The sequence below is a fragment of the Pseudomonas syringae genome (assembly GCF_023278085.1).
GTDB classification, from domain to species: Bacteria; Pseudomonadota; Gammaproteobacteria; order Pseudomonadales; family Pseudomonadaceae; genus Aquipseudomonas; species Aquipseudomonas syringae_Q.
The window spans coordinates 4,024,501-4,043,625 of the sequence record NZ_CP066265.1; the positions used below are offsets into that span (position 1 = coordinate 4,024,501).

At 59.1% G+C, this 19,125-nt stretch carries 22 protein-coding genes; 17 read left to right on the plus strand and 5 right to left on the minus strand.

Annotated features, from left to right (window positions below; translation table 11 throughout):
- Positions 1–376 precede the first annotated feature (376 nt).
- The gene (locus I9H07_RS17960) at positions 377–1,324 is read left to right on the plus strand and encodes a bestrophin family protein (RefSeq protein ID WP_236425311.1); all 948 of its coding nucleotides are present in this window, start codon (positions 377–379) and stop codon (positions 1,322–1,324) included.
- Between the two features lie 30 nt (positions 1,325–1,354).
- On the opposite strand, the gene I9H07_RS17965 is transcribed toward I9H07_RS17960, so the two are convergent.
- Positions 1,355–1,840, minus strand: coding sequence for a hypothetical protein (locus I9H07_RS17965; protein WP_235181199.1), 486 nt, complete (start codon positions 1,838–1,840; stop codon positions 1,355–1,357).
- 14 nt (positions 1,841–1,854) lie between these two features.
- On the opposite strand from I9H07_RS17965, the gene I9H07_RS17970 reads away from it, so the two are divergent.
- The 3 genes from I9H07_RS17970 (at position 1,855) to I9H07_RS17980 (ending at position 3,911) form a co-directional block, all read left to right on the plus strand.
- Complete coding sequence (locus I9H07_RS17970; RefSeq protein WP_235181197.1) at positions 1,855–3,078, plus strand: hypothetical protein; 1,224 nt, start codon at positions 1,855–1,857, stop codon at positions 3,076–3,078.
- Positions 3,079–3,190: 112 nt separating this feature from the next.
- Positions 3,191–3,676 (plus strand): AAA family ATPase, encoded by a 486-nt coding sequence (locus I9H07_RS17975; protein ID WP_024675404.1) that lies wholly within the window; start codon positions 3,191–3,193, stop codon positions 3,674–3,676.
- 70 nt (positions 3,677–3,746) lie between these two features.
- The gene (locus tag I9H07_RS17980; protein WP_080266695.1) at positions 3,747–3,911 is read left to right on the plus strand and encodes a DUF2986 domain-containing protein; all 165 of its coding nucleotides are present in this window, start codon (positions 3,747–3,749) and stop codon (positions 3,909–3,911) included.
- Positions 3,912–3,996: 85 nt separating this feature from the next.
- Here the strand turns inward: I9H07_RS17980 and I9H07_RS17985 are convergent, their stop codons facing one another.
- Together I9H07_RS17985 and I9H07_RS17990 are read right to left on the minus strand one after the other, a co-directional pair.
- A complete protein-coding gene (locus I9H07_RS17985) occupies positions 3,997–4,623 on the minus strand; it encodes a glutathione S-transferase family protein (RefSeq protein WP_024675403.1) in 627 nt (208 codons plus the stop codon).
- Between the two features lie 111 nt (positions 4,624–4,734).
- A complete protein-coding gene (locus I9H07_RS17990; protein WP_058824177.1) occupies positions 4,735–5,151 on the minus strand; it encodes an ester cyclase in 417 nt (138 codons plus the stop codon).
- A 196-nt stretch (positions 5,152–5,347) separates the two neighbouring features.
- On the opposite strand from I9H07_RS17990, the gene I9H07_RS17995 reads away from it, so the two are divergent.
- From I9H07_RS17995 to I9H07_RS18055, 13 genes are all read left to right on the plus strand, one after another.
- Positions 5,348–6,769, plus strand: a complete 1,422-nt coding sequence (locus I9H07_RS17995; protein ID WP_024675401.1) for a sugar porter family MFS transporter — start codon at positions 5,348–5,350, stop codon at positions 6,767–6,769.
- A 41-nt stretch (positions 6,770–6,810) separates the two neighbouring features.
- Positions 6,811–7,191, plus strand: coding sequence for a glyoxalase superfamily protein (locus I9H07_RS18000; protein WP_024675400.1), 381 nt, complete (start codon positions 6,811–6,813; stop codon positions 7,189–7,191).
- Positions 7,192–7,439: 248 nt separating this feature from the next.
- On the plus strand, positions 7,440–9,248 hold the full coding sequence (atzF, locus tag I9H07_RS18005; RefSeq protein WP_236425312.1) for an allophanate hydrolase: 1,809 nt from the start codon (positions 7,440–7,442) through the stop codon (positions 9,246–9,248).
- A gap of 14 nt (positions 9,249–9,262) precedes the next feature.
- Positions 9,263–10,372: a BMP family ABC transporter substrate-binding protein gene (locus tag I9H07_RS18010; protein ID WP_236425313.1), complete on the plus strand. Its 1,110-nt coding sequence runs from the start codon at positions 9,263–9,265 to the stop codon at positions 10,370–10,372.
- Positions 10,373–10,381: 9 nt separating this feature from the next.
- Complete coding sequence (locus I9H07_RS18015; protein WP_236425314.1) at positions 10,382–11,506, plus strand: ABC transporter permease; 1,125 nt, start codon at positions 10,382–10,384, stop codon at positions 11,504–11,506.
- On the plus strand, positions 11,499–12,419 hold the full coding sequence (locus I9H07_RS18020) for an ABC transporter permease (RefSeq protein WP_024675396.1): 921 nt from the start codon (positions 11,499–11,501) through the stop codon (positions 12,417–12,419). The genes I9H07_RS18015 and I9H07_RS18020 overlap by 8 nt, the downstream gene beginning before the upstream one ends.
- A 25-nt stretch (positions 12,420–12,444) precedes the next feature.
- Positions 12,445–13,461 (plus strand): formamidase, encoded by a 1,017-nt coding sequence (locus tag I9H07_RS18025; RefSeq protein ID WP_236425315.1) that lies wholly within the window; start codon positions 12,445–12,447, stop codon positions 13,459–13,461.
- A 5-nt stretch (positions 13,462–13,466) separates the two neighbouring features.
- Positions 13,467–14,153: a biuret amidohydrolase gene (biuH, locus tag I9H07_RS18030; protein ID WP_058824178.1), complete on the plus strand. Its 687-nt coding sequence runs from the start codon at positions 13,467–13,469 to the stop codon at positions 14,151–14,153.
- A gap of 2 nt (positions 14,154–14,155) precedes the next feature.
- Positions 14,156–15,691, plus strand: coding sequence for an ABC transporter ATP-binding protein (locus tag I9H07_RS18035; RefSeq protein ID WP_236425316.1), 1,536 nt, complete (start codon positions 14,156–14,158; stop codon positions 15,689–15,691).
- Positions 15,688–16,365 carry a cysteine hydrolase family protein gene (locus I9H07_RS18040; RefSeq protein WP_236425948.1) on the plus strand — a complete coding sequence of 226 codons (678 nt, stop codon included), beginning with the start codon at positions 15,688–15,690 and terminating at the stop codon, positions 16,363–16,365. The genes I9H07_RS18035 and I9H07_RS18040 overlap by 4 nt, the downstream gene beginning before the upstream one ends.
- Positions 16,365–16,760 (plus strand): oxalurate catabolism protein HpxZ, encoded by a 396-nt coding sequence (hpxZ, locus tag I9H07_RS18045; RefSeq protein ID WP_058392301.1) that lies wholly within the window; start codon positions 16,365–16,367, stop codon positions 16,758–16,760. The genes I9H07_RS18040 and hpxZ overlap by 1 nt, the downstream gene beginning before the upstream one ends.
- Positions 16,757–17,443, plus strand: coding sequence for a GntR family transcriptional regulator (locus tag I9H07_RS18050; RefSeq protein ID WP_024675390.1), 687 nt, complete (start codon positions 16,757–16,759; stop codon positions 17,441–17,443). The genes hpxZ and I9H07_RS18050 overlap by 4 nt, the downstream gene beginning before the upstream one ends.
- Positions 17,444–17,485: 42 nt before the next feature.
- Positions 17,486–17,950: an NUDIX hydrolase gene (locus I9H07_RS18055; protein ID WP_236424499.1), complete on the plus strand. Its 465-nt coding sequence runs from the start codon at positions 17,486–17,488 to the stop codon at positions 17,948–17,950.
- Between the two features lie 11 nt (positions 17,951–17,961).
- On the opposite strand, the gene I9H07_RS18060 is transcribed toward I9H07_RS18055, so the two are convergent.
- Both I9H07_RS18060 and I9H07_RS18065 read right to left on the minus strand, forming a co-directional pair.
- Positions 17,962–18,708, minus strand: a complete 747-nt coding sequence (locus I9H07_RS18060; RefSeq protein ID WP_236424497.1) for a zeta toxin family protein — start codon at positions 18,706–18,708, stop codon at positions 17,962–17,964.
- Positions 18,695–18,964, minus strand: a complete 270-nt coding sequence (locus tag I9H07_RS18065; protein ID WP_024675387.1) for a hypothetical protein — start codon at positions 18,962–18,964, stop codon at positions 18,695–18,697. The genes I9H07_RS18060 and I9H07_RS18065 overlap by 14 nt, the downstream gene beginning before the upstream one ends.
- Between the last annotated feature and the right edge of the window lie 161 nt (positions 18,965–19,125).

Sequence of the window (19,125 nt, forward strand, 5' to 3'; positions counted from 1 at the left end):
AATTCCCTCTCGGTCTGCGGAAGTTTGATAGCAACGCGCTGAGACGGGTCTGGCCGGACGACATGCTTGCGGACAGGCAAGGCAATCAGGTGTCGATCCAAAGCGATGGGGGATTGCGAACGTCCGGGCGCCCGTCAGTGAACAGGACCGACAAGGCTGTGTGGTCGCGTATCGGATGGAGGTTCCAGCCTTTGGCGTGGGCGACCATGGCTGTCATAAAACGAAGGCCGGCGTGGCGATATCGGCGAGCCATGTCGACGCTCTCTCGAAGCTATGGAGAATTAAGCGAGCTTTAAGGCTGGGTGCGTAAGTTTGCAGCGTGACAGGTCAATTGACCGCATACACCCTCTTCCAAACCAGCAAAGGAGTGCCGAAAATGCCTGGTCCGTTTGAAAAAAAATGGCGGTGCATCAGCAGAACAGTCACGTATGTTGGCTGGTCGCTGTTCTGGCTGCTGCTCTGGGACGTGGCCGTGACCATGGACTTCATGCTGATACAAAGCACGGGGTTTATAGATCTCCCGCTGATGCCACTGACCCTGCTGTGTTCGGCGCTGATCGTGCTGATCAGCTTTCGCAATTCGAGCGCCTACAATCGCTGGTGGGAAGCGCGCACGTTGTGGGGCGCGATGGTCAACAGTTCACGCAGCTTCGGCCGTCAGGTGTTGACCTTGATCGATGGTGAACATGACGACTGCGACAATCCGGTCAAGGCAACCCTGTTCAAGCGTCATGTGGCTTACCTGCGAGCTCTGCGCGCGCACCTGAAAGGCAACGTCGGTACGGCAAAACTCGAAGGTCTGCTGTCACTGGAAGAAATCCACAACGCTTCGCAGAGCAACAACTTCCCCAATGACATTCTGAATGGCTCCGCCGCGATCATCTCGCAAGAGTTTGCCGCAGGACGAATCGACAGTATCCGCCTCGCCAGACTGGAGTCGACCATGGTCGAGCTGTCCAACTGCCAGGGCGGCATGGAGCGAATCGCCAATACGCCGCTGCCCTACCCTTACGTCTACTTTCCAAGGCTGTTCAGCACCCTGTTCTGCATCATCATGCCGTTGAGCATGGTCACGACCCTGGGCTGGTTCACCCCTGCCATATCGACGGTCGTCGGCTGCATGCTGCTGGCAATGGACCGCATCGGCACAGACTTGCAGGCGCCTTTCGGCAACAGCCAGCACCGGATTCGCATGGAAGACCTGTGCAACACCATCGAAAAGAACCTGCGCTCGATGTTTGATGCACCGGAAAAACAGTCGCTGTTGATTGAATCGCAAGGCCAGGGAGGGGCTCCGTGGCAGATGCATCGACTGGCGGTTTGAGGATCGCTTGCGCTCATCCTTACATGAGCGCTAACGGCCAACCATCACCGACGAACGAACAGGCATGTTCACGTACTCGGGGTTCTTTTTCATAAAGCTTTTAACCGCCTGCTCCTGCCGGTCAACCATACAAATGCTCACAGACGGATACGGCACAGAACATTCGCCAAGCGCCAGGAGCCCGCAACTCATTGCGCCATACAGCGCAGTGGGTCGGGCATCCAGCGAACAGCCATACACCAGTTCGCCCACATAGTTGAGTTCGCCCTGCTTTACAGTAAAGCGCAGTGGCCTGCCATAGGCGCCCATTACCCCACGCCGTGACCCTAACCGGTAAAGTTCATACTCCCCGGCGGGCAGCCATGCGGAATAATAGTCCTTGGCAGCCCAGCCATACGTCTTGCCGGTGTTGATGTCGCGCAACTCAAACCAGGTGCCGAAGTCCCCGCCCTTGATAAGCGCGCCCGCTATCAAACCCGCGTTTTGTGCGGAATAAGTTCTGGAGTCCAATGCCATCTCCGCGGGCATTGATGAGCAACCCGCTATCAGACCCGCCAGAAAAACTGCAAGAAGCCGGCTTGATTTCAAACTCCGTTACCTCTGTCATCTTCGCGGATGCCCGCGCGCAGGAAAAGTACGCTGGACGGCGGTCAAGCCGTTCATTAGCATCGCGGCCTTCGCCAATTATTTATCAGGGACGACACATTAACATGCGCAGCTACCCGTCTTTACATGCACTCGGTTTGCTGACTGCCATCACCGCCTCGCTCAGCGGTTGCAGCTTCAACGGCAGTTATCCGGACGCGACCGAAGCCGATGCGGCGAAGCTGCGTTTTGTCAGCAATGTTGAAAATTCCACCCTCGACCTTTTTGACGCTGAACATTGCGGCGGCCGGAACACCGGCTTGCTCAACAACCTGTTTGCTGCTGATACCCGGCGCAGAGCCGACATGAGCGTCGCACCTCCGGCCGATGCAAGAGGCTATCTGGAAATTCGCCTGAAGCCTGAAAGCGAAGTGTTTTACAGAATCAATACCGTGGGTTCGGGCAGCGTTTGCGGTATTGCATTTAACTTCGCCCCGCAGCGCAACACTGAATACGAGGTGTTCTTCAACCGTCGTGGCTCTGTCTGCACTGCATCGCTAAACAGGCTGGAAAACGTAAACGGTAAGGCCATCCGCTCTCCCATACCGCTTGTAGAAAAAGGTCTACCGGCCTGTGCCGGGAGTAACCCTATTTTTCCCAAAGCGGCGGTAGCACTGCCTTCGACCCCTGAGCGCGACGCGCTGATCGAGCAGATCATCAACGCAAGTATCGTGGCTGACATGAGGCCGGATCCTGACGCAATTACCAGAGAAGTAACGGCTGAAAAAGTAGACAAGGTCGTCGACGACCGTAAACGCTTGATGGGCATTACCCTGCCTGACACCTATTGGGCGGAATATCGTCAGAACGTCAAACTCTTCGCCACAGAAGTCACGGGCGTAAAAGAACGGGCGCTCACGCTTTACAAGAATGTTTACCGGAGCCAGTTGCAGTCACTGGATACGGTCCAGATAAAACAACTGGTACCTGACAGCGATACAGCCAATCTGACCTGGGCACTGGCGCAGAACAACGCGATGATGGATTACTACCACTCCGCAAACCTGATAGCGCTCAAGGAAGCCGTTTCCAACAACCTTGTGCGAATGGCCGATCTGGACAGACGCTTCAACGTCTGCAAGCAATATTCCGGCTGCTGGAAAAACTGACAGACAGGATTTGCCTTCAGGGGCGTGATGATCGTAACTGTGAGTTCAGTGACACGCTGAACGTACTGGCGTGATCTGTATATCCAGCGGCTCGACAAAAGGACACGTCTTAATGCCTATAGCGAAACTTCACCTCCTGTGCGGCAAGATCGCATCCGGTAAATCAACGCTTGCGAGGTCGCTCGCGGTCGAACATGCAGCCATCCTGCTGAGTGAGGATGACTGGCTCTCAAGGCTATACCCTGACGATATCAAGTCAGTGACAGACTACCTGCGACTTGCGCATCGAATTCGCGATGTCGTCGGCCCACTGGTCATCCGTATTCTGAAATCAGGCATTGGGGTCGTTCTGGATTTTCCTGCCAATACTCCCGCTGATCGCAAATGGCTCCGAAGTCTGGCAGAGGATGCTCAGGTGTCGCACTGTTTGCACTATCTCGAGGTTGACGATGACGTTTGTCTCGCCAGGCTGCACATTCGCAACGACAAGGCCGAGCATGATTTTTCAGCGACCGATACCGAGTTCAGGCTGATCACCCGTTACTTTCGTATTCCGGATGCAGCGGAAGGACTGGATATTCAAGTGCACCCCTCATGAGCCAGTTCAGGGCGCTAACACGATATTCAAGCTGATATCATCGCGAAAACTGCAAGCCGGGTAGACGACTATGAATCGCCGCAAAAAAATACAGCAACTGCTAAAAGCTCACGCTAAAAAAGCCAGCGCAAAACTCGCCCCGGCGAGCAAATCCACCTACGTGAGCAAGGCTGACCGGTTGAAACTGGCGGCGGAATCGGCTCAAGACCCGGTTATTTCCCAATCCGGAAGTTGAGACTGGGGCAGGCACTATTGAAAATCCGATGTGCCCGCTTCAGCCGTTAGTTTGCGTAACGGTCCGTCATTGACGACTCGCCAACCTACTTGGCAAACGAGTACTCGCCGCCCTGCTCCAGCGCCTTGCGATACGCCGGTCTGCCTTGAAGTCTTTGTACCCACGCCGTGATGTTCGGGTACGACTGGAGCATGCCCTGAGCCTTGGCGAATTCACCAATAAAGCTCATCTGGATATCCGCGCCACTCAGCTCCTCGCCAAGCAGATAGGGTGTCAGGCCCAATGCTTCATTCAGATACCCCAGGTAGTTTGCGAGCTCGGACTGGATGCGCGGATGCAACGGGGCGCCAGCGTCACCCAGGCGTCCGACGTACAGGTTGAGCATCAACGGCAGGATGGCTGAACCTTCGGCGAAGTGCAGCCATTGCACGTATTCGTCATAGGTGGCACTGGCCGGATCCGGTTGCAGACGGCCTTCGCCATGGCGGCGAATCAGGTAGTCGACGATGGCGCCAGACTCGATCAGCACATGGGGACCGTCTTCAATGACCGGCGACTTGCCCAATGGATGGATGGCTTTTAGCTCGGGCGGCGCGAGGTTGGTTTTCGCGTCGCGCTCATAACGTTTGATCTCATACGGAAGGCCCAGCTCTTCAAGAAGCCAGAGAATACGTTGCGAACGAGAGTTGTTGAGGTGATGGACGATAATCATGTGGGGCTCCGCTGGGCAAGAGTGGGGGGATATAAGAAAAAGACTGCCATGCTGCCGGGGAGTGCCCTGAAATGAATGTCATTCGATGAGCGTGCAACAGGCCCCGGGGATTCAGATGCTTCTGTCGCTGGACGCAGCCACGGGTTCGCCGCGGAGTTCGCGCTCCACTGCGGCTTTGTCGATCACCGACCAGACCGCAACCACCTTGCCTTCGCTAAAGGTATAAAACACATTTTCAGAAAATCTGATGCGCCGGCCTTGCGTATCCAGCCCCAAGAACCGGCCTTGTGGCGAGCAATCGAATAACAGCCGGGCAGCCACTTGCGGCGCTTCCACCACCAGAAAATCGACAGTGAAACGCAAGTCGGGGATTATCCTGACGTCGTTTTCAAGCATCGTCCGATAACCGGACAGGCTGATCCGCTCACCGTTGTAATGCACATCGTCGTCGACGAAGTTACCCAGGTCGTGCCAGCGGCGATCGTTAAGGCAAGCGATGTAAGCGCGGTATTGTTCGGCGAGATTCATGGTCTTCTCTACTCTGTGAAGAATACTCACCATAGACCCATCGGAGCGCATGCGTACATGGACATTGCCTGCACCGAAACCCGCGGTAATTGCATACCCGACCCTGTTTGTAGGGAACTAGCGCGGCTGACATCGCCCTAAGCCTGACATCTATGTACTGGCACGACGCTGGTTTCAAGCGAAGGACTTCAGGTTCATGTCTTCAAGTAGCACCTCATCAGCGGCCGATCGACAAGGTCGGCAAACTGTTTCAGCGAATCGACTCATCTTCATCTCTGTGCTTGTGGCGACGATGGGCGCGCTCGCATTCGGTTATGACACCGGCATCATCGCAGGCGCGCTGCCCTTCATGACGCTGCCTGTCGATCAGGGCGGGCTGGGTCTGGATGCCTACAGCGAAGGTATGATCACGGCCTCGCTGATCGTCGGTGCAGCGTTCGGCTCCTTGGCGAGCGGCTACATTTCTGACCGTTTCGGGCGACGTCTGACGCTGCGCCTGCTGTCGGTGTTGTTTATTGCAGGCGCACTGGGCACCGCTATTGCGCCCTCCATTCCGTTCATGGTCGCTGCGCGCTTCCTGCTGGGTATCGCGGTAGGCGGCGGTTCGGCAACGGTGCCGGTGTTCATCGCCGAGATCGCCGGGCCATCGCGTCGTGCGCGACTGGTGAGCCGCAACGAACTGATGATCGTCAGCGGCCAGTTGCTCGCCTACGTGCTTAGCGCGGTCATGGCGGCGTTGCTGCATACGCCGGGTATCTGGCGTTACATGCTGGCCATCGCCATGGTGCCGGGGGTATTGCTGCTGATCGGAACATTCTTTGTACCGCCATCGCCCCGCTGGCTGGCGTCCAAAGGCCGCTTTGACGAGGCGCAGGATGTGCTGGAGCAACTGCGTACCAACAAGGACGATGCGCAGCGTGAAGTCGACGAGATGAAAGCCCAGGACGAGCAGGCTCGCCATCGCCCGAAAGCCAGGGAGTTGCTGCGTCAGCGCTGGGTCATCAAGTTGTTGCTGATCGGTATCGGTCTGGGCTTTACCGCACAGCTCACCGGCGTGAACGCGTTCATGTACTACACACCGATCATCCTCAAGAATACCGGGATGGGCACCAACGCCGCATTGACTGCCACGATCGGCAACGGCGTGGTATCGGTCATCGCGACCTTGCTCGGCATCTGGGCCATTGGCCGTTACGGGCGTCGGCATTTGCTGATGACCGGCCTGGTGATCGTGATTCTGATGCAAGCCGCGCTCGGTTGCGTGTTGCAGTTCATGCCACAGAACATGACCCAGAGCTACAGCGCCCTGGCCTGCATTCTGGTGTTCCTGCTGTTCATGCAGATGTGCATTTCGCCGGTGTACTGGCTGCTGATGTCGGAGCTGTTTCCGATGCAGGTACGGGGCTTGCTGACCGGGACGGCGGTGTCGATGCAGTGGCTGTTCAATGCGTCGGTAGCGTTCACTTTCCCGATTGCAGTCGATACTATCGGCAACCCGACGTTCTTTATCTTCGCCGCCATCAACGTCGGCTCGCTGATCTTCGTGTTCCTGTGCCTGCCGGAAACCAAGGGCAAGTCGCTTGAACAGATCGAGAAGCATCTGAAGAAAGAGCTCTGATCAACACGTTAACCAGCAGCACCTCAACTAAAGGAATAGCGATGTCTGTCACCGAGCAAGCCACTGTCACGTTCAACAGTGCCATCCCGATACTGCGGATGTTCGATGAGCGCAAAGCGCGCGAGTTCTACCTCGACTTTCTCGGTTTCAGCGTCGAATTCGAGCACCGCTTCGAGGCTGCTCTGCCGTTGTACCTGGGCATCAGCCGCAACGGGCTGCACCTGCACCTTTCCGAGCATCACGGTGATGCCTGTCCGGGTGCTGCGGTGTTTATCCCCACTCAGAACATCGAGCAATTGCGCGATGAGCTGATCGGCAAACAGTACGGTTATGCGCGACCGGACATCGTTCAGCAAGGCTGGGGTAAAGTGCTGGAAGTGTGTGACCCGTTCGGCAACCGGATCAGGTTCTGCCAGAGCTGACAAAAGGTCTTAGCGCGTCCGCCGGTGACCGATCAGGTCGGCAACCCGGCAGGCGCGCGCCCATAATGATGAACCTTGCGCGCCCCATCGTTGGGCAAGCTGACATATTCTGGCGCAGCCATGAAGCACAATCCCCTCGAAAAACCAGGCAAATCGCTTCTCCTCCTCAGTAAATAAGCGTCAGGCAGAGATTGGCCCATTAAGTGCAATCGTGCTGATTCATCTTGTATACATGAATGAACACCACTATGACCGCACTCGATATTTCCGAATTACAGTCGGCTTTACGCTCGGGCCATCTGACCTTGACGGCACTGGTAAACACCCTGACGACGCACATTGATGCGGACGATCGACCGGAAGTCTGGATTCATCGAGTGCCCGTTGCGGAGCTTCTCGAAAGGGCTGCAGCACTGCAAAGCAAGGCTGAAGCGCTGGGCGAATCAGTTTATGAGCAACTGCCGCTGTTCGGCGTACCGTTTGCGGTCAAAGACAATTTCGACGTAGCAGGAATGCCGACCACGGCGGCGTGCCCGGCCTTCGCCTATGTCGCCAAAGAAAATGCTCATGTGGTGCAACGGCTGCTCGACAGTGGCGCACTGCTGATCGGCAAGACCAACCTTGATCAGTTCGCGACCGGCCTGGTAGGCGTTCGCTCGCCCTACGGCGCAGTGCGTAACGCCCACGACCCTGCTTATGTCAGCGGCGGTTCCAGCTCGGGATCGGCTGTTGCGGTCGCGCGCGGTTACGTCAGTTTTGCACTGGGCACTGATACCGCAGGCTCGGGAAGAGTGCCTGCCGGCTTCAACGGCATCGTCGGGCTCAAACCCAGCCTCGGGCTGTTCAGCAGTCGAGGTATTGTGCCCGCCTGCCGCACGCTGGACTGCCCGTCGATATTCGCCAGGGATGTCATGCAGGCCTGGCAGGTGACGCAGGTCATGGCGGCTTACGATCCGCTGGACCCTGGCAGTGTGGCGGTAGCAGCGCTGCCGGTGCAGCGACGGACGCGACGTGTCGCTGTTGCAAGGCAGTGCGAATTCTTCGGTGACGAGCAGGCGCAAGCGGCGTACCTGAAAACACTGGAGGCCCTGCAGAGCGATCCTCTGGTGACCCTAAAGCCTGTCGACTTCGAGGTTTTTGCCGAAGCTGCGGCGCTGCTGTATCAAGGCCCGTGGGTGGCAGAACGCAGGGCAGCGATCGGCAGATTCTTCGATACCCATGTCACCGAGATCCATCCCGTGGTGGGCGGCATTGTGCAAAGCGCTGCCTCGTTCGATGCCGTGGACACCTTCAATGCCCGTTACCGCCTGGCAGAACTGACCCGCGCAGCGCAGCAACTGCTGGCCGATGTGGATGTGCTGGTGGTGCCGACCGCCCCCTGCATGCCGACCATCGACGCGGTGCTGGAAAACCCGATCGAGCTCAATTCGCAGCTCGGTTATTACACCAACTTCGTCAACCTGATGAACATGTGCGCTATCGCTGTCCCGGCACTGCGCCGTGCTGACGGGCTACCAGCAGGCATCACGCTGATCGGGCCGGCGGGTGCCGATCAGCGTCTGGCAGAAATGGCTGCGGCCTGGCAACCGCTGTTCGGCCAGGCAGACCAGAGTGAAGCCGTCGCGATGGCTCCCCTGCCCTGTAACAGCCCGACCGTGCAGGTCGCAGTGGTCGGCGCGCACCTGGTCGGCCAGCCGCTCAACTGGCAACTGCTGGAAGGGGGGGCTCGCTTGCTGCGTACCACAACCACCAGCGCGGATTACCGCTTATATGCACTGGCAGGCACGTCTCCGCCAAAGCCGGGGCTGGTGCGCGTGCTCGCAGAAGGCACGAGCATCGAGGTCGAGGTCTGGGAGATGCCGCTGAGCCAGTTCGGGGCCTTCGTCGCCGCCATTCCCGCGCCACTGGGCATCGGCTCGCTGCAATTGGCCGACGGCCAGTGGGTAAAAGGTTTCATCTGTGAGCCTGGCGGCCTTGAAGGCGCGCTGGACATCACCGACTTCAAAGGCTGGCGCGCCTACCGCGCCGCGCAAACATCTTCTTCCATCGCTCATTGATCAGGGGTAGCAGCATGTCGAACGTTGATCGTCGCAGTTTCATCAAGTTGGCGGGCATTATCGGCCTGAGCGCGGCGCTGCCTTTTGGTCGCGCCTATTCAGCCGACGCACCGTTGGTAGTGGGTTTTATCTACGTCGGCGCTCGCGACGATTTCGGCTATAACCAGGCTCACGCCCAGGCAGCCGCCATTATCAAGACGCTACCCAACGTCAAAGTCATCGAAGAGGAAAACGTCCCGGAAACCGTGGCCGTGCAGAAAACCATGGAAGCCATGATCCGTCAGGACGGTGCGACGCTGATTTTCCCGACTTCGTTCGGCTACTTCGAACCGCATGTGGTCAAGGTCGCCAAGAAGTACCCGGACGTTCGTTTCGCGCACTGCGGCGGCCTCTGGCAGAAAGATCGGGACCCGATGAACGCAGGCAGCTTTTTCGGTTACATCGACGAAGCGCAATACCTTAACGGCGTGATCGCCGGGCACATGAGCAAGAGCAAAAAGCTCGGTTTTGTCGCCGCCAAGCCAGTGCCGCAAGTGCTGCGCAACCTCAACGCCTTTGCCATGGGTGCCCGGTCGGTTGATCCGAGCATCGTCACCACCGTTATCTTTACCGGTGACTGGTCGTTGCCGGTCAAGGAAGCCGAAGCCGCCAACGGCCTGATCGATCAGGGCTGCGACGTGCTGACCTGTCACGTCGACGGTCCCAAAGTGATTGTCGAGACCGCCGAGAAGCGTGGCGTCATGACCTGCGGTTATCACGCCAGTCAGGCTGCACTTGCCCCCAAAGGCTACCTGACCGGAGCCGAATGGAACTGGGAAACACCTTATCGGGCCCATGTCGCGGCAGCCCAGAGTGGCGCGCCAATGATCAACTTCCTGCGCGGCGGGCTCAAAGACGGCTTCGTCAAGACGTCTGCATACGGGCCGGCCGTCAGCGCCAGCGCCAAACAACAGGCGGACGCCATCAAGGCGCAGATGCTCGCGGGTCAGTTCGTGATCTTCAAAGGCCCGCTCAAGGACAACAAAGGGGCTGTGGTGATCGCTGATGGAGTGGCGCAAACCCAGACCGATATCGCGTTGGAAAGCATGAATTATCTGGTCGAAGGTGTGCTTGGCCAGATCTGAGGAACGTTCATGAGCCCATCCAAAAGTCTGCGCCATCTTGCCAGCGCGCTGCTTCCGGGGCTGCCGACGCTGCTGGCGGTCTGTTCCTCTTGCGTACTGTTCGGGCTGTTTCTGGCCGTCCAGGGCAAACCTGCCTGGCAGGCACTGCACCTGGTCGGCGAAGGCGCGTTCGGCTCCTGGTTTGCGCTGGAAAACACCTTGCAACGCGCCGCGCCGCTGATGCTGACCGCACTGTGCGTTGCCCTGCCTGCGCGGGCCGGGCTGATCATCATCGGCGGCGAAGGTGCGCTGGTGCTGGGCGGTCTGGCTGCCGCAGTAACGCCCTTGTGGCTCAGCCATCTGCCAGCCGGTCTGATGCTCGCCTGCATGGCGGTCGCAGCAATGACCGTGGGCGCACTGTGGATCGGCCTGAGTGGCTGGATGCGCCAGCGCCGTGGGGTCAACGAGACGATCAGCAGCCTGCTGCTTTCCTACATCGCTCTGGCACTGTTCAGACAATTGGTGGAAGGGCCGCTACGCGACCCGGCAAGTTTGAACAAGCCTTCTACCCCGCCACTGGACGATGCCTATCTGATCGGCACCATCAGCGACAGCTTTGAAGTGCACTGGGGACTGGTGGCGGGCGTGGTCGCCTGTCTGCTGGCGTATGTGCTGGTGCGCCATAGCGTCAAAGGCTTCGCCCTCGCGGTGGTTGGCGGCAACGTGCGTACAGCGTTGATGATCGGCTTGCCCGTGGATCGCCTGATCCTGCTCAGTTGCCTGCTGGGCGGCGCGGCGGCGGGTCTGGCCGGCATGTTCGAGGTCACGGCCGTGCAAGGCAGCGCGAATGCTGCGCTGATCGCAGGTTATGGCACCAGCGGCATCCTCGTGGCCTTCGCCGCTCGCCATCATCCGCTGGCCATTATCGTCTGCGCCATATTGCTGGGCGGGCTGGAGGCCAGCGGCGGACTGCTGCAACGGCGGCTCGGGCTGCCGGACGCCACCACACTGATTCTGGAAGGCTTGCTGTTCACCAACCTGCTGCTCTGGGAAGCCCTGGGCGGACGCATCGTGGCCTGGCGGACAAGGCTGCAGATAACCAATATGCCTGTCGATACGCCTGTCGATGATAAGGGAGCTCTGCACCATGGCTGATATCGACCTGGGTACCTTTCTGCTCGCGCTGCTGGCCGGTGCAATCCGCGTCGGCACGCCGTTTCTGTTCGTCAGCCTGGGCGAATGCCTGACCGAAAAAAGCGGCCGCATCAACCTCGGGCTGGAAGGCATTCTGGTGGCCGGGGCAATGTCCGGCTATGCCGTAGCGTGCCTGAGTGGTTCGGCATGGCTGGGGGTCGGCGCGGCCGCAGGAGTCGGCATTCTGCTGGGCCTGCTGCATGGGCTGGCGTGCTCGCTGCCGCGGGTCAACGACATCGCGTTCGGCATCGCGCTGATCCTGCTCGGCACCGGGCTGGCGTTCTTTCTCGGTAAAGCCTTTATCCAGCCGCAAGCGCCCATGCTGCCTTCGCTGGCGCTGGGTGCCTGGAGTGACGAAGAGCGTGTCCGTTCGGCACTGAACATCAATGTGTTGTTCTTCGTCGGCGCCGCACTGGCGTTCGTTCTGCACTGGGGGCTGCGCACGACCCGCTGGGGGCTGATGCTGCGCCTGGTCGGCGATCACGCCGAAACCGCTCAGGCGCTTGGCTATAAACCCCTGAAGGTACGCATTGTTGCCACTGCGGTCGGCGGCGGATTGGCCGGAATCGGCGGTGCCTACCTGTCGCTTTACTACCCCGGCAGCTGGAACGAAGGCTTGTCCAGCGGTCAGGGGCTGATGGCCGTGGCGCTGGTGATTTTTGCCCGCTGGCGTCCGTTGGCCTGCCTCTGGGCCTCGCTGCTGTTCGGTGCCGCTGGCGCCATCGGCCCGGCGCTCCAGGCGGTGGGCATCAGCGCCGGTTATTACCTGTTTGCCGCAGCGCCCTATGCCCTGACGCTGGTGGTGATGTATGCCACCTGCCGCCGGGGCCGCACGTTGAATGGCGCGCCCGGCGAACTCAGCCTGACGCGATGAACTGATCTTTTCGAGGAGGCATGACATGGCCAGTGGTCTTGGTGGTTTGAACAAGTCGCCCAATGGCGTGGTGATCGGCCTGGCGCAACTGGCGCTGCCTGATCCCCACACCCGTGAAGCATTGTGGGCGCAAACGCAGAAAGTGGTCGGCATGGTCGCCAAGGCGCGGCGCAGCAACCCGGGCATGGACCTGATCGTGTTTCCCGAATACTCGCTGCACGGCCTGTCGATGAGCACCGCGCCGGACATCATGTGCAGCCTCGACGGGCCGGAAGTCATGGCACTGCGTGAGGCGTGCAAGGAGCACCGCATATGGGGCTGCTTCTCGATCATGGAGGCCAACCCGCACGGCAACCCGTTCAACAGCGGCCTGATCGTCGATGACCTTGGCGAGATTCGCCTGTACTACCGCAAGCTGCACCCGTGGGTGCCGGTCGAACCCTGGGAGCCGGGCGATCTGGGCATTCCGGTGTGCGACGGGCCGCGTGGCAGCAAGCTGGCGCTGATCATCTGCCATGACGGCATGTTTCCGGAAATGGCCCGCGAGTGCGCCTACAAAGGTGCCGATATCATGCTGCGCACCGCCGGTTACACCGCACCGATCCGCCACTCGTGGAAGATCACCAATCAAAGCAACGCCTTCACCAACCTCATGCAGACCGCAAGCGTGTGCATGTGCGGCTCCGACGGTACGTTCGATTCCATGGGCGAGGCCATGTTCGTCGACTTCGACGGTACGCTCATGGCCGAAGGCGGTGGCCGGGCTGACGAAATCGTCTGCTGCGAATTGCGCCCCGATCTGGTCCGCGAGGCCCGCGTGCATTGGGGTGTCGAGAACAACATCTACCAGTTCGGCCATCGTGGGTATGTGGCGGTCAAGGGCGGCGCTCGCGATTGCCCTTACACCTACATGCACGATCTGACCGCAGGCCAGTACCGCCTGCCCTGGGAAAACGACGTGGTACACACCGATGGCAGCGCGTGCGGTTTTGCTGCACCTGAGCGCGACTTCACACCCACCCCCAGCAGCTGGAAGGAATAACGGCCATGAGCGAACGTCACCTTGCTTCGGCGCCCTACCCCTGGCCCTGGAACGGCCAACTGCATGCGCGCAACACGGCGTTGATCGTGATCGACATGCAGACCGACTTTTGCGGCGTCGGCGGCTATGTCGACAGCATGGGCTACGATCTGGCGCTGACCCGCGCGCCCATCGAGCCAATCAAGGCGCTGCTGGCCGTGATGCGCCCGCTCGGTTTCAGCATCATCCACACTCGCGAAGGCCATCGCCCGGACCTCAGTGATCTGCCCGCCAACAAACGCTGGCGCTCGCAACGCATCGGCGCGGGGATCGGCGATGCTGGTCCGTGCGGCAAGATTCTGGTGCGCGGCGAACCGGGCTGGGAAATCATCGACGACCTCGCACCGCTGCCCGGCGAAATCGTTATCGATAAACCCGGCAAAGGATCTTTCTGCGCCACCGATCTGGAGCTGATCCTGCGCACGCGCGGCATCGACAATCTGATCCTGACCGGCATCACCACCGACGTGTGCGTGCACACCACCATGCGCGAAGCCAATGACCGGGGCTTCGAATGCCTGCTGCTTGAAGACTGCTGCGGCGCAACCGACCCGGCCAATCACGCTGCCGCTCTGAGTATGGTCAAGATGCAGGGCGGCGTATTTGGCGCAGTCGGCCATTCTTCGATGCTTCGCGATCTGCTGGAGGCATGAGCATGCGCGCCCCGAGCCTGGAAACGATTGGTGCCAGCAAATATTTCGGCAGTTTTTGCGCGCTCGACGAGGTGTCGTTCAAGGTCCGCGCCGGAACCGTGCATGCCCTGCTCGGCGAAAACGGGGCGGGCAAGAGCACGCTGGTCAAGGGCATCATCGGTTACAGCCCGCTGCAATCGGGCAGCATTCTGGTCGACAACCGCGAACACGCGATTCGTACCCCGCGTGACTCTCATCAGTTGCAGATCGGCATGGTGTATCAGCACTTCACCGTCGCCCCGGGCCTGAGTGTTGCGGAAAACCTGGTGCTGTCACGGGGTGATTTACCGTGGCGTATCAACTGGGCCAGCGAACACCAACGCCTCGAAGCGTTCATGGCGAAAATGCCCTTCCGGCTCGACATCCATCGGCAGGTCAGCAGCCTGGCTGCCGGTGAAAAGCAGAAGCTGGAAATCCTCAAGCAGCTGTACCTGGAGCGCCGGCTGGTGATTCTCGACGAACCCACCTCGGTGCTCACGCCGCAGGAAGCCGATGAAGTGCTGGGGCTGATGCAGACGATGGCGCACCGTGGTGAATTGACTGTGCTGATGATCACCCACAAGTTTCGTGAAGTCAGTACCTACGCCGACGACGTTACCGTGTTGCGCAAAGGCCGTTGGGTGGGCACGGCGGCAGTGGCCAACACCACGACTCAGCAGATGGCCGCCTGGATGATGGGCGAAGCACAGGAACGCAGCGTCAGCAGCAACCGACCGGCGCTGTCAACGCGTGCGCCGCAGTTGCAGGTAGACAGCCTGGACGTGCCAGGCGACAAGGGCACGCTGGCAGTAAAGAACCTGTCTCTGGCGGTACATCCGGGGGAAATTGTCGGGATCGCGGGTATCTCCGGCAACGGGCAACGCGAGCTCACCGAAGCCCTGCTCGGCCAGCGACCGTTCAGCGCCGGGAAGATCGAGGTCGACGGTCAGCCCTATCACGCACGGCGCGAACAGATGCAGCGCTTGAGGGTGTTCAGCCTGCCGGAAGAACCGCTGCGCAACGCGTGCATCGGCGCCTTCAGCGTTGCCGACAACCTGGCCCTGCGCAACTTCGACCAGCCGCCCTTGTGTCGTCAGGGCTGGCGCCTTGATCGACGTGCAATAGGCACTCAGGCAGAAACGCTGATCAAACAGTTTCAGGTCTCGCCCAACGACCCGAACCGGCCGATCGGCACCTTGTCCGGCGGCAACGTGCAGCGCGCGGTACTGGCCCGTGAACTGACCCATGACGTCGCAGTGCTGATCGTCGCCAACCCGGTTTTCGGCCTGGACTTCGCCAGTGTCGCGCTCATCCACCAGCGCCTGATCGACGCGCGTAACAACGGCACGGCGGTACTGCTGCTCAGTGAAGACCTCGACGAGCTGCTGAGCCTGGCGGACCGCATCGTGGTCATTCACGACGGTGAGCTGGTCTTTGAGACCGACGCAGCGGCCGCCGACCGCACCGAACTGGGTCGGCACATGGCCGGGGCCGAACACCGGTCGGAGGCGTTGGCATGATCAGCCTCTGTGCGCGCCCCGACCCTTTCACCTTCGAGCCTTCGTGCACTGCGGTGGTGATCATCGACATGCAGCGCGACTTTCTTGAACCCGGCGGGTTTGGCGCAGCGCTGGGCAACGATGTCGCGCCGCTGCAAGCCATCGTGCCCGCCGTGCAGCAACTGCTGGGGCTGGCGCGCGATCAGGGCCTGGCGGTGATCCACACCCGGGAATCGCATCACCCGGACCTGTCCGATTGCCCGCAAGCCAAACTCGACCACGGTTTACCGGGGCTGCGCATCGGCGATTCGGGGCCGATGGGACGCATCCTGATTCGCGGCGAACCCGGCAATCAGATCATCGACGCCCTGACACCCAGTGCCGGTGAATGGATTATCGACAAGCCCGGCAAAGGCATGTTTTACGCCACAGACCTGCACTCACGGCTCGCCGAAGCCGGCATCACTCACCTGATATTCGCAGGCGTCACCACCGAAGTCTGCGTGCAGAGCAGCATGCGCGAGGCCAATGACCGGGGCTACCGCTGCCTGCTGCTCGAAGACGCCACCGACAGCTACTTTCCCGCATTCAAGCAGGCCACGCTGGACATGATCACCGCGCAAGGTGCGATTGTCGGGCGGGTTGCGTCACTGGCGGATCTGGCGCAAGCGCTGCACACAAGGAGCACACCCTGATGGACATCAACCTTCCCCACGTGGTCGCCGAAGTGACCCACGCCTTCACCGACTATGAACGCGCACTGCTGGCCAATGAACTGACCACGCTGGACGCGTATTTCTGGAATTCCGGACAGACCGTTCGCTACGGCGTCGCAGAGAACCTGCACGGTGCCGACACCATTGCGCGCTATCGACGCCAGTGTCAGCCGGTCGGACCGGGCCGCACGCTGTTGCGCACCGTGATCAGCACCTTCGGTGAGGACTTCGCCACGGTCAGTACCGAGTTTCACGATGGCGTCACCCAGCGTCTGGGCCGACAGATGCAAACCTGGGCGCGCCTGGACGGCGGCTGGAAAGTCGTTGCTGCACATGTCAGCATTGACCTGAGCAGCCTGGAGCCACACCCTTGAATTCCCCGAACACCACCAACGCGCTGGCAGAGGATGTCTATCGTCGGCTCAAGCAGGAGATTTTCGACTTCTATCTGCTGCCCTACGACCGGTTCACCGAAACCCAGTTGGCAGACCGTTATCAAGTCTCGCGGACCCCGGTGCGCGACGCGCTCTACCGCCTGCAACGCGAAGGCTATCTGGACGTCGAATTCCGGCGCGGCTGGTCAGTCAGACCGCTGGATTTCAACCAGATCGACCAACTCTATGACCTGCGCATTGTGCTTGAATGCGCGGCGGTCGAACGCATCTGCGCATCGGCCGACGTACACCCGGAACTCAACGTATTGCGAGAACACTGGTTGGTCGAGCCCGCTCGCAGGCAGATCGACATGCAAGTCGTCGCCGACCTCGACGAACAGTTCCACACCCAACTGGTGGCGGCCTCGGGCAATCTGGAAATGGCCCGGGTTCATCAGGAAGTCACCGAGCGCATCCGCATCGTCAGGCGACTCGACTTCTTCAAAAGCGCGCGCATCGAACACACCTACCTTGAACACGCCGCCATCCTCAACGCACTTCAGGCACGCAAACGCGACGAAGCCCTGTTATTGCTACGCTCTCATGTGGAAATCAGCAAACTGGAAGTACGCAAACTGACGATATCCATGCTCACCGATGCGCGGCGGCGGTATGAAGCGTGAGGCTTTAGTGCTACACCGCTCAACTTCACGGAAGACAGAACAATGCGTGAGCGCAAGTCCGCACGATTACTGGTAATAAGCCCGACACGAACCGTGTTGCTGTTCAGATTCCAGCATAAAGAAGGTGCGCTGGCCGGTCGCAACTATTGGGCAACGCCTGGCGGTGGCGTTGAAGACGGCGAAACATTTGAAGCCGCAGCCATACGTGAATTGCGCGAAGAAACCGGTATCCGGGTCAACTCGATAGCGGAGCACATTGCCGACAGAAGTTTCCCGATGCTCCTTCCTTGCGGTGAAACCGTACTCGCTGTTGAACGGTATTACATTGTGCACGCCGAGAGTCACGCGCTCTCTCGATCAGAATGGACTCAGCAGGAAACTCAAATCATGACAGAGCACCATTGGTGGTCCGCTGAGGAACTGAAGTCGACAGCGGAAATCGTATGGCCAGAAAGTCTGTTACAAATGCTTGAGGATATTGAAGTTATTGAGCAGAAGCTGTCGTAGACGCCGCTTCTTTAGGGCGCAGAACGGATAAGCATTTCAAGCTCTTCAATTGCAACGTTGCACCATTCCGGCACCTCGTCGAATTTGTATTCCACAACTGACGCATCAGTGATTTCGGCTTCGAGTTCTGCTTTAGCCCCTGAATTGTCAAACAGGTAGGCTCGACTCGTTGCTTGAATGGCCTCAGGAAGTAATGCTAAACATCTGTGATAACGAGCACGCACCTTGTCTGGTGTTACGTTGTGCCCCCCTTCTTCAACACGAATTGCAACCCGGTTGATATTGATATCCGGACTTTCAGTAGCAACGAAGTACAGGTAGGTTCGGTATCCCATCGCCTTGGCTTTTTTAATGAACTCGACTTTGGAGCGGTCCGACATTACCGTCTCAAAAGTGAAGCTCGCAGACTGCTCAAGCAATTGATGCCTTATGAAGTCAGCAACGACAGAGGCGTGGTAAGACCTGAATGCTATCCCTTTAACAAACATCGACTGGCCAGCAACGGTGAAATGCTCAGCCTGAATCGCAAGATTCTCTCTTGAAATCAGAGGGTGGGACGAAAAAAATTCCCGAAAAGCTTGCTGACAGGGGATGATCGAAAAAGGAGAAAAATCTACAAATCCGTTATCTCCAACGTCACGTTCAAGGTCGTCGGCATTGACATATATGTAAATCAGGTCCGGGCCAAGGATGCGCTTGATGGTACTTTTTCCTGAACCGTTAGGTCCAGCAAATACGCGTAGCCTAGGTACGGGCACTGGTGGCCGTCCCGGGACGGATATTGAACGAGCCGGTCGTCACTTTACGTCTTGGCTTCGAGGCACAAACCACCCTCTCCGTACCGTCCGCACATTCGGCGACGATAAACCCGCCCTTGGAGAGCAGCACAGTCTGGCCAGCCGACTTTGCCTTCTCATACGCCAGCCTGGTCGCAAGAGACGCTTTAGCCGGGATTTGAGCTTCAAGCTCTTGAATGGCCTCTTCGGACAGCACGTTGTCTGCAGATTGAGACATGAATCCTCCTCATTGGCATGGTCAGCGCGTACCTCAATGATCTGATAATAGCCCGAAAGACTTTATTTCGACACCGAACAAATCCGGGCACTGTTACCAATCATGAAAAAGCGAAAATTCTGGCACTGTTATAAGACCTGCATAAAAACGACTTGGCGAGT

Excerpts from the sequence above, each read along its gene's own strand:
- I9H07_RS17960 (WP_236425311.1), top strand. The coding sequence starts at position 377 with ATGCCTGGTCCGTTTGAAAAAAAATGGCGGTGCATCAGCAGAACAGTC.
- I9H07_RS17965 (WP_235181199.1), bottom strand. The coding sequence starts at position 1,840 with ATGGCATTGGACTCCAGAACTTATTCCGCACAAAACGCGGGTTTGATA.
- I9H07_RS17970 (WP_235181197.1), top strand. The coding sequence starts at position 1,855 with ATGAGCAACCCGCTATCAGACCCGCCAGAAAAACTGCAAGAAGCCGGC.
- I9H07_RS17975 (WP_024675404.1), top strand. The coding sequence starts at position 3,191 with ATGCCTATAGCGAAACTTCACCTCCTGTGCGGCAAGATCGCATCCGGT.
- I9H07_RS17980 (WP_080266695.1), top strand. The coding sequence starts at position 3,747 with ATGAATCGCCGCAAAAAAATACAGCAACTGCTAAAAGCTCACGCTAAA.
- I9H07_RS17985 (WP_024675403.1), bottom strand. The coding sequence starts at position 4,623 with ATGATTATCGTCCATCACCTCAACAACTCTCGTTCGCAACGTATTCTC.
- I9H07_RS17990 (WP_058824177.1), bottom strand. The coding sequence starts at position 5,151 with ATGAATCTCGCCGAACAATACCGCGCTTACATCGCTTGCCTTAACGAT.
- I9H07_RS17995 (WP_024675401.1), top strand. The coding sequence starts at position 5,348 with ATGTCTTCAAGTAGCACCTCATCAGCGGCCGATCGACAAGGTCGGCAA.
- I9H07_RS18000 (WP_024675400.1), top strand. The coding sequence starts at position 6,811 with ATGTCTGTCACCGAGCAAGCCACTGTCACGTTCAACAGTGCCATCCCG.
- atzF (WP_236425312.1), top strand. The coding sequence starts at position 7,440 with ATGACCGCACTCGATATTTCCGAATTACAGTCGGCTTTACGCTCGGGC.
- I9H07_RS18010 (WP_236425313.1), top strand. The coding sequence starts at position 9,263 with ATGTCGAACGTTGATCGTCGCAGTTTCATCAAGTTGGCGGGCATTATC.
- I9H07_RS18015 (WP_236425314.1), top strand. The coding sequence starts at position 10,382 with ATGAGCCCATCCAAAAGTCTGCGCCATCTTGCCAGCGCGCTGCTTCCG.
- I9H07_RS18020 (WP_024675396.1), top strand. The coding sequence starts at position 11,499 with ATGGCTGATATCGACCTGGGTACCTTTCTGCTCGCGCTGCTGGCCGGT.
- I9H07_RS18025 (WP_236425315.1), top strand. The coding sequence starts at position 12,445 with ATGGCCAGTGGTCTTGGTGGTTTGAACAAGTCGCCCAATGGCGTGGTG.
- biuH (WP_058824178.1), top strand. The coding sequence starts at position 13,467 with ATGAGCGAACGTCACCTTGCTTCGGCGCCCTACCCCTGGCCCTGGAAC.
- I9H07_RS18035 (WP_236425316.1), top strand. The coding sequence starts at position 14,156 with ATGCGCGCCCCGAGCCTGGAAACGATTGGTGCCAGCAAATATTTCGGC.
- I9H07_RS18040 (WP_236425948.1), top strand. The coding sequence starts at position 15,688 with ATGATCAGCCTCTGTGCGCGCCCCGACCCTTTCACCTTCGAGCCTTCG.
- hpxZ (WP_058392301.1), top strand. The coding sequence starts at position 16,365 with ATGGACATCAACCTTCCCCACGTGGTCGCCGAAGTGACCCACGCCTTC.
- I9H07_RS18055 (WP_236424499.1), top strand. The coding sequence starts at position 17,486 with ATGCGTGAGCGCAAGTCCGCACGATTACTGGTAATAAGCCCGACACGA.
- I9H07_RS18065 (WP_024675387.1), bottom strand. The coding sequence starts at position 18,964 with ATGTCTCAATCTGCAGACAACGTGCTGTCCGAAGAGGCCATTCAAGAG.